This window comes from Komagataeibacter ossonobensis, from assembly GCF_057359305.1.
The window spans coordinates 311,754-320,458 of sequence record NZ_JBXAYQ010000002.1; the positions used below are offsets into that span (position 1 = coordinate 311,754).

Below are 8,705 nucleotides of genomic sequence, written 5' to 3' on the forward strand. Positions count from 1 at the left end.
TTATTGATCCATGCGTGGATCTTGATGGGATCAAACGTCCAGATCCGGCCGAACTTGGCTGCACCGGGTATCTGCCCGGCTGCGGCCAGCTTCTGGATCTGGCGGGTGGAAAGGGTGGTGACCCGGGCGACATCGGCCAGACGCACCCGCTGCGTGATCTGGGGGATGGTGTCCATGCCGCTATCGCCCTGCGATTTCCGTAGCGATGCGGGCAGCGAGTTCCATCCGGGTCTCTACGGTTGCCAGTGGATGCGTGGCGGCCCACAGCTTGGCCAGCAGTACCAACGAGTCCCGTAGCGGGGTCTCGTTCATGAAAATGGGACGTGCCTTGCGATCATAGGCATGGGGTATCGGATCAAATTCGGGGCGGGGGACTTCATCGCCCATGCTGAGGTCGGTCACGATGTTTTCTCCTTTTGCAGCACGAAGGGCGGCAAGCCCTCGCGCGTGCGCCATGCGTTGATATGGGCCAGCGTGTCCCGGCAGGCGGGTGGCAGCCGGTTGGTGCGGGCCCATGCTGCGATTTCCTGTACGGTGGCGCGGATATGACCTGTGGTTGTTGCCTGCTGGTGATGGAGCATCTGCAGGGCTGCGATGCTGAACGCGCCATCACGCGTGCGGAGGGTGAGGGGCAGCCGGGCCGGAGTGGCTTCCTGCTGTGCGACCTGCTTGCGTCGCGCCGCCTCGCGCAGGCTTTCGGCATCGGGGTGCGGGTCGTCTTCCCGCAGCACGCGGATCAGGCGCTGGCGGATGGAGGTGCCATGCACCCCGAACACCCGGCCGATATCCGTCCAGGCCCGGCCTTCCGCCCGCATGGAACGGATCAGGGCATCGTCCTGCGGGGTATAGCGCCGGTCGGTCTTGCGGGCAGCCATTACGCATGTCCCGGCGTATGATGGATGTTGGCGATCGGCCGCAGTTCATTGCGGCGGAAGGCGGCGCCATCGGCGACCTGCTGCATGAACCCGACGATTTCTTTATCCGAGTAGCCCTGCTGCGTGTAGCTGCGGGCCATGCTTAGCAGGTGGCCCTGCAGGCGCAGGCAGAATGCGGCCTCGTTATCCGCAGCCCCCAGTTCCGCAATCAGGGCACCCATGCCACGGGGTGTGATCGAGATGTTGTCGAGATCATCGCTCATGCCGAGGCTCCCATAGCCAGCGTGTCGCGGGCGAGGGCGGCCAGCATGTTTCTGGCGTGGTCCTTGTGTTCGCAAGGGGTGACAAGTTCATCCGCAAAAAGTTGGATGGCACGGGCCCGGGCGACGTTACCCGTCAGTGTATGGGCTTTCTGTGTCGTGATCCGCTCCATCAGCGCGCAGCGCTCATCCTCAAACTGTTCGTTTTCTGCTTCGGCGGCGGCTTCTTCAGCAGTGGTATGAGCTGCTTCAATCCGCCTGTTTTGCTGCGCGACAATCGCACAGGCGCGATTGCAGTCATTGATCAAGGCAATGTCCGGGCTGACGCCTGATTGTGGAGCGATGGAGGCCAGATGGCGGGCGAAAGCTGCCAGATGTTTGGAGTCGGATATCGGCTCACTACCTTCCTTCACGCCGGGATCGGACTCCACGATGGCCTGTGCCACAGCAGAAAAGCCCTGCAGGGAAGTCGGCTTGCAGCGCACGAGGTCATCCAGCATGTCCTCCCGCCTGTTCACCAGTTGTGCCATGGCTGCGTCGCCGGCATCATCGCCGGGAATACGATGGGCCACGTCATCAACATGCCGCCCAAACGCCGTAGCCGCCGTTGCCTTCGCTATGATCGACGCATCCCTGCCGACAGGCGATGGCAGGTGCCCGTCCAGAATGGCCGAAACAAGCATGCGGTGGATGTTTTCCAGGGCGGGGCATTCGTCGCCTTCGGCAATGGAATCCTCAAGCGTGCGCGTGATTCGTGCCAGATTGACCATGTCTTCTGCCGTCTGGATGGTCTGGGCTTGTGTGGCGTCCACATTGGCCCAGTAGTCCATAAGGACCTGCGGCCCGTTATCGACAGGCCATTCGTCGGCAGGGAAATCCCTGATCTCGACAAACTGCCGTTCCATCGTATCGGCCAGATCGCGGAGGGCTGATGGCGTGGCTTCGGCTTCCGTGCCGAGGATGCGCTGAATGTCATAGGTGATGTCTTGGGGAGACAGTTTCTGCGCATCGACCCCCATACGCATCAGAAAGTGCAGGATATGACAGGTGCCCTGCTGGATCTGAGTGGTATATTCCTCGATATGCATCCGGCTGAGTTCAAAGCCCTCAAGCATGGAAAGCCGATCCATTGATGCGCCAAGCAGGGCTGCAACATCATGCAGGTTGTCCGGCTGCATGGTGAAGATACGGTCAATCAGGTTATCACGTGCTTCGGCGTGGCGGCTATAATTCCGGCCAGCGCAGCCTTCCGTTTTCTCCAGCTTATCAAGAGTGTCCCTTATCGTAGCCAGCCGCCGCCCGATCTGGGTCGGCGTGGCAAAAGCAGGCAGATCGGCGGAAACCGGATCTGCAACCCGCTCCAGGACCCAGTCGATCTGGTCCTCCACAACAAAGGCGGGCGCATGCTGGAGCACAAGGGATTTCCTTGCCGCCGTCCGCTTCGCCCTTTCATCGCTGCGTGTCTTTTCAAGAATGGTGACCAGTTCACTGGCCATGGTCCGGACCCGGCCTGCTGCGCGATCCTCAAGCCACCGCTTGAGATCTGGCGGTAGGCGGAAGTGCAGTCGCGCACCTTCGATCCGTCCGTGTCGTCCTGACATATAAGCCTCTCCCGACTCAAAATGAGTGTCTCACCTGCGTCAGGAGGTATATCGGCCACGGGATTTCCGTGGGTTCAGCCGCTCCGTCAGCAGGTCATGCCGATAAAGTCGGACATTCCGACAGATTATGCAAGAGAAAAGTTAGTATTCCCGACAAATATCACTCATGCCGAATTCTACTTCCCTTTTGAGATTAGGAACATAATATGAACTTAATCAAAGGAGAGACCGATGACCGCTACCGAACGAATCATCTTCCAGCCGTATATCTGGGGAAAGCCCAAACGGGGCGGGGCACAGCTTGAGCCAGGCGCGCCTATCGTGTGCCGGTCAGTCGAGGAAGGCAGGCGCAGGACCGATAAGGTCGCTGCTGGCGGCACGTCTATGGCCGGAGCAATCTTGGTCCGCATGGAAGTGGATGAAGATGCTGGGGACTATGGTGAGCCGGAGATCCTTGAGAGCGTGGGGGATGTGCCTAAGATGGAAGAGTAGGCAAAAGAAAACCCCGCCGGAGCGGGGTTGGTAGCTATGGGGATAATCCTAGTTGTCGCAATCTAATCTTTACTGCGTCAGGAGAAGCATCGAACGCGCCTCCCAGTTGGTATATGCCGCATAGCCCCTTTTTCCAGAAAAGCCTCACAAGATCTTTAGGCATAAGCAGTTCGGCAGCCAGGCTGTTTGCTTGATATTCTTCTGTGGCGGAAGCTCCGCTGCGATACATGGCATCATCGACTAGCCCGACAGAGTCGATAATATCTCGATGTAACATGAAATGTGCTAATTCATGCGCCAGAGTAAAACGCTTCCGCTGTTCGCTGTCACTGCCGTTTATCGCAATTTGATATGACCCATCGCGGCACCGCTTGATGCTACCCGACAAGTTTTTATCCTCAAATGTAGCATTATTATCAACGCGAATGCCTAAAGCCGACGCCATCCCCATTAAATCAGTGGGAGCCTTTTTCATGTAGCATTTCGCAATATCAAAGGGAGTGATCGTCGCAACATTAATCATTCTCGTTTTCCCTTCTGTCGTATGCGTTGCTAATGTCCTCATGAGGCGTCGAGCGTGCAGAGTCATCAATCCACTGCCTTACAGTTCTCGATACCGCTTCGACAGCAGCTTCGCGAGCGATTTTTTCCGATTGCTCTCTGAGAGTGGCGTATCCCCATATAGCTACAAGCCCGACCATCAACGTGACGGCGGCCATCGCAATGGTAGCTGCTGTCATTGCAAGCGATGCAACTGCGGATGCGTTCCATTGGCCAGCAAATTTTAAGGGTGCACATAAGTACGCAGTGAAGTACCCAATAGCTAGAAATATGTTCATTATACCTAAGAACCATGCGCCACATTTGCGCGCTCGGTCGAGCAAGCTGATTCTAGGCTGCATCATAGTCTTAACCGTATCATCGCATAATCCATATCCAAATTCCGTATAACAACCGCTGCGTCTGTTCTGCTATCTTTCATAAAGAACGAAAGGTAAACAAAATTCATGAGGGCAGCAAAAGATCTGCGATTTATTGGGGACAGGTCAGGCTGCATCAGAACGAATAGCCTTCTCGAAAAGGGTGAGAAGCAGTTTACGTTCGTCGTGATTGAGGGTGCGCCAGAGGCCAAGGAGGGCCAATTCGTCGGGGTCTTCGACCGACTGCGCCGACAGGTCAGAATTAACCGGCGGCGTTCCAGCTATATAATCGACGGGGACACCATAGTACTGTGCTAGCGCAATCATGGTTTCCCGCCCTGGCTTGTCATGAGCCTTTTCGTAGGACGCAAGAGTGCTGCGTCCGATGCCGACAGCATCCGCCGCTTCTTGCTGGGTAATTCGTCGCCCTTCCTTCTTTCCCTTCTGCAATCGCAGGGCGGAAAGACGGGCGCCCATGTCAGTCTCAAGGTTCATGGGTATCAGTATGGTTGATATTTCTAACCTTTGTGTCGGATCCGCCGACTTTTTCATTGCACCATAAAGTCGGAAATACTAACATTTATGCATGACACCAGCAGAACTCATGAAGCGGGTAGGCAGCGCTGCAAAAGTCGCCCATGCCGCTGGCCTTCGGTCCCATGCGACAGTGCTGGGATGGGGGCGTATTCCCGATAAGCATCTTATCACGCTTGAAGCCGCTACCGGCATTCCCCGCGAAGAACTCCGCCCGGACCTGTTCGATGGCGTGACGGTTGTGCGGGCTGAAGGGGAGGGGGACGGTGATTAATGAAATCCGAGTAAAGTCCCTTGATGCGGCTTTAGAAATCGCGCGCGTAACCGGCGTAATGGAGGCATCCGACATACTGAAGAATGCCTCTCTGATTGAAAATTACTTATCGATTGGGGTTGGGGTAGTTGGGACCGCCAGACTTCCCATCAACGATCAGCCGCGCACTATTGAACCAGTCCTCGATCTCGGCACGCGAAACTCTCCCGTCTTTGACCGGAATGGTGGGGAAATCCTTTCCGGAGGCGAGCGCGAGGTAATGGGCGACCTGCAGGATAAGACCCTCGCGGGTGGTGATGTTTCCGTTACTCATAAAGCTTCATCCTCTGCACAGGGTGGTGAAAGCGGGAAGGAGGTTACGACTCCTTCCCGTGCTGAAACTGTAGTCACGTCCGGTGATGCGGACCTACAGCCCGGTACGCATGGCAAGGGTGAGGACGCCTGATGTCCTGCGCCCCCTTCACCCTAAACCACCCCAACATGCTGCAGCCCGTGGATCAGCCGGTTCAGCGGCTGGCTCACGACCGGCGCCATGGGAATGGTGGGGGACGGCAGCAGGGTGGGCGACAGGATCCTGGCGCTCAGCGCCGTGCACAGCTGTGCGGCCTGCACGTATTCATACGCACCGGCCTGGGCACGCAGTTGCGCCAGCCCCAGCAGGGCCATGTCGATGCGCGACAGGGCATCCAGCCCCGTCGTGGCATCGTTCCGTTTTCCAGTTTCCTCCATACGCTCCTTCATCCCGTTGCTGCATCCGGCCTCGACAACCGGAATTCTGCAACAGGAGTTGTCCAATGGCGTGGAGTAATTCGTCCAAGCGCGTGGAGCATTTTGTCCAAGGGGCACAAATGACAGCCGAAATCGCAGTCAATGAGTTCGCCAGTATCGTCACGGAAGCCGTGAAGGCCCGCAAGGAAGCGCGCGGGCTGAAGGCGGCCATCCACGATACCGCGCGGCTTCTTGGCCTGACGGAACGGCGGGTCCGCGCTTGTATCTATCGCGAAATCAGGAGCGTCACCGCAGGCGAATGGCTGCGCGTGCGCGCCCGGTTCGCGGCCCACCTGGAGGCCGAGCAGCGACGACATATCGCTGAGGCCGAACTGCTAAGCGCACGTCTCGATGCGCTCAAGAAAGAGGCTGCATGATCTGGGAATGGTTTTGCCTGAAGATGGCTGCCCGCTGGCGGTCCATCTGTCACATCAACATTCACAATGCCGAAATTGCCAAGTGGCGGGCCGACCTGTGGCACCGGCGGTCGCGCCGATGAAGGGCCACGCACACCCCGCCATCACCCCCAATGAAGTTTCCCCGGCGGTCAACTCCTGCCGGGCCCAGCGCGGAACACACGCATGAACGTCATCCCCATGCCCCGGCGCGGGCATAACAGCCGCCAGTTTCCCGAAGATCCCGTCATGCGCGACATGCTCATGCAGGGCGGCCACAAGGCTGATCTGGCCCGCATGTTCATGGCGCGGCAGGAACTGTTCAACGCCTTCATGGCAGCGGTGCGATCGAATCCCGATCTGGCGATGATGCGGGATGAGGCCGGCATGACCGGCAAGGTGCTCGGTTATTTCTGTGATTTTGCGGAGGATGAACGATGAGCCGGGTTACCCGCAAAAAGCGTTATGAGTGGTCCAAGTTCTGGTGGAAGGACTGGCAGAATGACCTCGCCCTGAAGTCCTGTTCATACGCCGCACGCGGTCTGTGGATGGAGATGCTGGCCATCATGCACGCTGCAGATCGCATCGGTTTTTTCGAGATTTCTGGCAAGAAAGTCAGCGCGAAACAGCTTGCGGGACTGACGAACGGAAGCGATCGGGAAGTCAGAAAACTGCTTGTCGAATTGGAAGAAAACGGCGTGTTTAGCGTCGATGAAGAGGGCTTTATTTTCTCCCGCCGCATGGTGCGGGACAAGGAAAACTCTGACGTTTCGGCTGAACACGGGCGCAAGGGGGGTAATCCCGCCCTTATCCAGAATGATGCCGAAAATGATGGGGAGGGGGTTAACCCCCCGGATAAGGGTCAGGATAAGCCAAGGGATAAACTCAAGAAGCTAGAAGCTAGAAATACCCCTATAGTCCCCTTGCCAGGGGACGAGTTTTTCGACGATGCTGAACAGCCATCCGATCCCAAACCCAAAACCCGCCGTGCCAGCAAACCCCCGCTGGACGAGGCTGCGTTCGAGCAGTTCTGGGCAGCCTATCCGCGGAAGGCGGGCAAGCCCAAGGCACGCCGGGCGTTTGCCAAGGCCCTTGGCAGGGCCAGCCTCGAAACGCTGCTGGCTGCCGTCGCCGCAACGCCGTGGTCTGCCGATCCAACCTACATCCCCCATCCCGCAACCTGGCTCAACAATGAGCGCTGGGCCGATGAGGGCGTGCTTCCCGAACCGGCGGCGGATGAGGTGAAATACGACAGGGCAGCATACGACGACGCAGCCCGGCGGTGGGCAAAAAACGGCTTCGAGGGCCTGTCGCCCCGACTGGAGCATTTCCCGCTGAAGGAAGCGGCCCATGGCTGAGGTCCTGCATTTCGAGCCGAAGGTGCAGGAAGTCCCGGCCAACGCCATGGCCGAAGCCTGCGTGATCGGGTCGATCCTGCTCAATAACGCGGCCTACGACAGCGTGGCGGACGTGGTGAAGCCGGAGCATTTCTACCACACCGACATGACCGAGATGTTCCGGCTGGTGCAGGGTGAAATTATGGCTGGTCGGCAGGTTTCACCCGTCACGATCGCGCCGCAGATCCGGTCAAGCGAATACCTTGGGGCCGAGTGGCTGGCCAAGCATCTGCCCGGCATCATTTCGGCCGCTGATGTGCGCATGGCACGGGAGGCGGCCCGATCGGTCGCTGCCTGCTGGGTCAAGCGGTCGATCCAGACCTATGCCGACGAAATGCGGGCACGGGCCGCCAATTCCGAAGCAACGGCCGATGACATTCTGGCCGAAGCGCTGGAGCATCTGGAAGCCTTGGCCAAGGGCACTGATGCCAGCAGGCCGACCGTCACGGCGTTCGCCGCCGGGCAGGCGCTGATGGAAGAAACGAACAGCCACTGGCAGGCGGGGCAGTTCCTGTCCGGGCTGGATACCGGCTTTGCGGAACTGAACAACCGGATCCGCGGCTTCCGGCCAGGCGCCATGTATGTCGTGGCCGCACGGCCCGGCATTGGCAAATCCGGGCTTGCGCTGTCGCTGGCGGTTCGGATGGCCCAACTGAACGGGCGGGGTCTTTTCTGGTCAGGCGAAATGTCGGCCGAGGAACTGATGGGCCGTGTCATCGCGGCCAGGGTCCGTATGCCGCTGGACATGGTGCTGACCGGCATGAACGACCGGGCCGGACAGCCGGAGCGGATCAGCAAGCACGACATGGGCCGGATGGTCGAGGCGTCCATGGCGCTGAAGGACATCCCGCTTTCGATCGATGACCGGGAAGGGATCACAGTGCCCCAACTGCTGGCCCGTGCGCGGCAGTTGAAGCGTTCGAAGCTGGGTCTGAAGTTTGTCGTGGTGGATTACATGGGGCTGATGCGTGGCTCCACGGTGGCGCGCCGGTCAGGCAACCGCACGCTGGAAATGACCGAGATCAGTGGCGACCTTGCCCGCATGGCGCGGGAACTCAAGGTGCCCGTCATCGCCCTGTCCCAGCTTAACCGCCAGTCCGAGAACCGGGAGGACAGGCGGCCCGTGCTGTCCGACCTGCGGGATTCCGGTGCCATTGAACAGGATGCCCGATGCGTCATGGCCCTCTAC

The 8,705-nt window shown here is 58.9% G+C and carries 15 protein-coding genes; 8 read left to right on the forward strand and 7 right to left on the reverse strand.

Going from position 1 to position 8,705, the window contains the following annotated elements:
* Positions 1–14: 14 nt before the first annotated feature.
* Positions 15–203: a hypothetical protein gene (locus tag AC1RQ9_RS03755; protein WP_485985595.1), complete on the forward strand. Its 189-nt coding sequence runs from the start codon at positions 15–17 to the stop codon at positions 201–203.
* Here AC1RQ9_RS03755 and AC1RQ9_RS03760 read toward each other — a convergent pair.
* Genes AC1RQ9_RS03760 through AC1RQ9_RS03775 form a run of 4 tightly spaced genes read right to left on the reverse strand, consistent with a single transcriptional unit; the run spans position 181 to position 2,736 of the window.
* Positions 181–402, reverse strand: a complete 222-nt coding sequence (locus AC1RQ9_RS03760; RefSeq protein ID WP_485985596.1) for a hypothetical protein — start codon at positions 400–402, stop codon at positions 181–183. The genes AC1RQ9_RS03755 and AC1RQ9_RS03760 overlap by 23 nt on opposite strands.
* Positions 399–875, reverse strand: a complete 477-nt coding sequence (locus AC1RQ9_RS03765; protein ID WP_485985598.1) for a hypothetical protein — start codon at positions 873–875, stop codon at positions 399–401. Before AC1RQ9_RS03765 ends, AC1RQ9_RS03760 begins: the two co-directional genes overlap by 4 nt.
* Entirely contained in the window at positions 875–1,138 is a 264-nt protein-coding gene (locus AC1RQ9_RS03770; RefSeq protein ID WP_485985599.1) for a hypothetical protein, read from the reverse strand. The genes AC1RQ9_RS03765 and AC1RQ9_RS03770 overlap by 1 nt, the downstream gene beginning before the upstream one ends.
* Positions 1,135–2,736, reverse strand: coding sequence for a hypothetical protein (locus AC1RQ9_RS03775; protein ID WP_485985601.1), 1,602 nt, complete (start codon positions 2,734–2,736; stop codon positions 1,135–1,137). The genes AC1RQ9_RS03770 and AC1RQ9_RS03775 overlap by 4 nt, the downstream gene beginning before the upstream one ends.
* Before the next feature lie 231 nt (positions 2,737–2,967).
* Here AC1RQ9_RS03775 and AC1RQ9_RS03780 point away from each other — a divergent pair, with 231 nt between their 5' ends.
* Entirely contained in the window at positions 2,968–3,228 is a 261-nt protein-coding gene (locus AC1RQ9_RS03780; protein ID WP_053323267.1) for a hypothetical protein, read from the forward strand.
* Positions 3,229–3,262: 34 nt separating this feature from the next.
* On the opposite strand, the gene AC1RQ9_RS03785 is transcribed toward AC1RQ9_RS03780, so the two are convergent.
* A complete protein-coding gene (locus AC1RQ9_RS03785) occupies positions 3,263–3,751 on the reverse strand; it encodes an ImmA/IrrE family metallo-endopeptidase (protein ID WP_053323268.1) in 489 nt (162 codons plus the stop codon).
* 523 nt (positions 3,752–4,274) lie between these two features.
* Complete coding sequence (locus AC1RQ9_RS03790; RefSeq protein ID WP_161804122.1) at positions 4,275–4,643, reverse strand: helix-turn-helix transcriptional regulator; 369 nt, start codon at positions 4,641–4,643, stop codon at positions 4,275–4,277.
* 109 nt (positions 4,644–4,752) lie between these two features.
* Between AC1RQ9_RS03790 and AC1RQ9_RS03795 the strand changes: the two genes are divergently transcribed.
* A complete protein-coding gene (locus tag AC1RQ9_RS03795) occupies positions 4,753–4,956 on the forward strand; it encodes a helix-turn-helix domain-containing protein (protein WP_053323271.1) in 204 nt (67 codons plus the stop codon).
* Complete coding sequence (locus AC1RQ9_RS03800; protein WP_152927730.1) at positions 4,949–5,401, forward strand: hypothetical protein; 453 nt, start codon at positions 4,949–4,951, stop codon at positions 5,399–5,401. Before AC1RQ9_RS03795 ends, AC1RQ9_RS03800 begins: the two co-directional genes overlap by 8 nt.
* A gap of 20 nt (positions 5,402–5,421) precedes the next feature.
* Here AC1RQ9_RS03800 and AC1RQ9_RS03805 read toward each other — a convergent pair whose 3' ends face one another.
* On the reverse strand, positions 5,422–5,697 hold the full coding sequence (locus tag AC1RQ9_RS03805) for a hypothetical protein (RefSeq protein WP_053323273.1): 276 nt from the start codon (positions 5,695–5,697) through the stop codon (positions 5,422–5,424).
* A gap of 53 nt (positions 5,698–5,750) precedes the next feature.
* Between AC1RQ9_RS03805 and AC1RQ9_RS03810 the strand changes: the two genes are divergently transcribed.
* From AC1RQ9_RS03810 to AC1RQ9_RS03825, 4 genes are all read left to right on the forward strand, one after another.
* Positions 5,751–6,101, forward strand: coding sequence for a hypothetical protein (locus AC1RQ9_RS03810; RefSeq protein ID WP_053323274.1), 351 nt, complete (start codon positions 5,751–5,753; stop codon positions 6,099–6,101).
* Positions 6,102–6,305: 204 nt separating this feature from the next.
* Positions 6,306–6,560: a hypothetical protein gene (locus tag AC1RQ9_RS03815; protein WP_152927731.1), complete on the forward strand. Its 255-nt coding sequence runs from the start codon at positions 6,306–6,308 to the stop codon at positions 6,558–6,560.
* The gene (locus tag AC1RQ9_RS03820) at positions 6,557–7,477 is read left to right on the forward strand and encodes a hypothetical protein (protein WP_485985603.1); all 921 of its coding nucleotides are present in this window, start codon (positions 6,557–6,559) and stop codon (positions 7,475–7,477) included. Before AC1RQ9_RS03815 ends, AC1RQ9_RS03820 begins: the two co-directional genes overlap by 4 nt.
* The coding region (locus tag AC1RQ9_RS03825; protein WP_485985605.1) for a replicative DNA helicase at positions 7,470–8,705 on the forward strand (1,236 nt) is incomplete at its 3' end. The genes AC1RQ9_RS03820 and AC1RQ9_RS03825, both read left to right, overlap by 8 nt.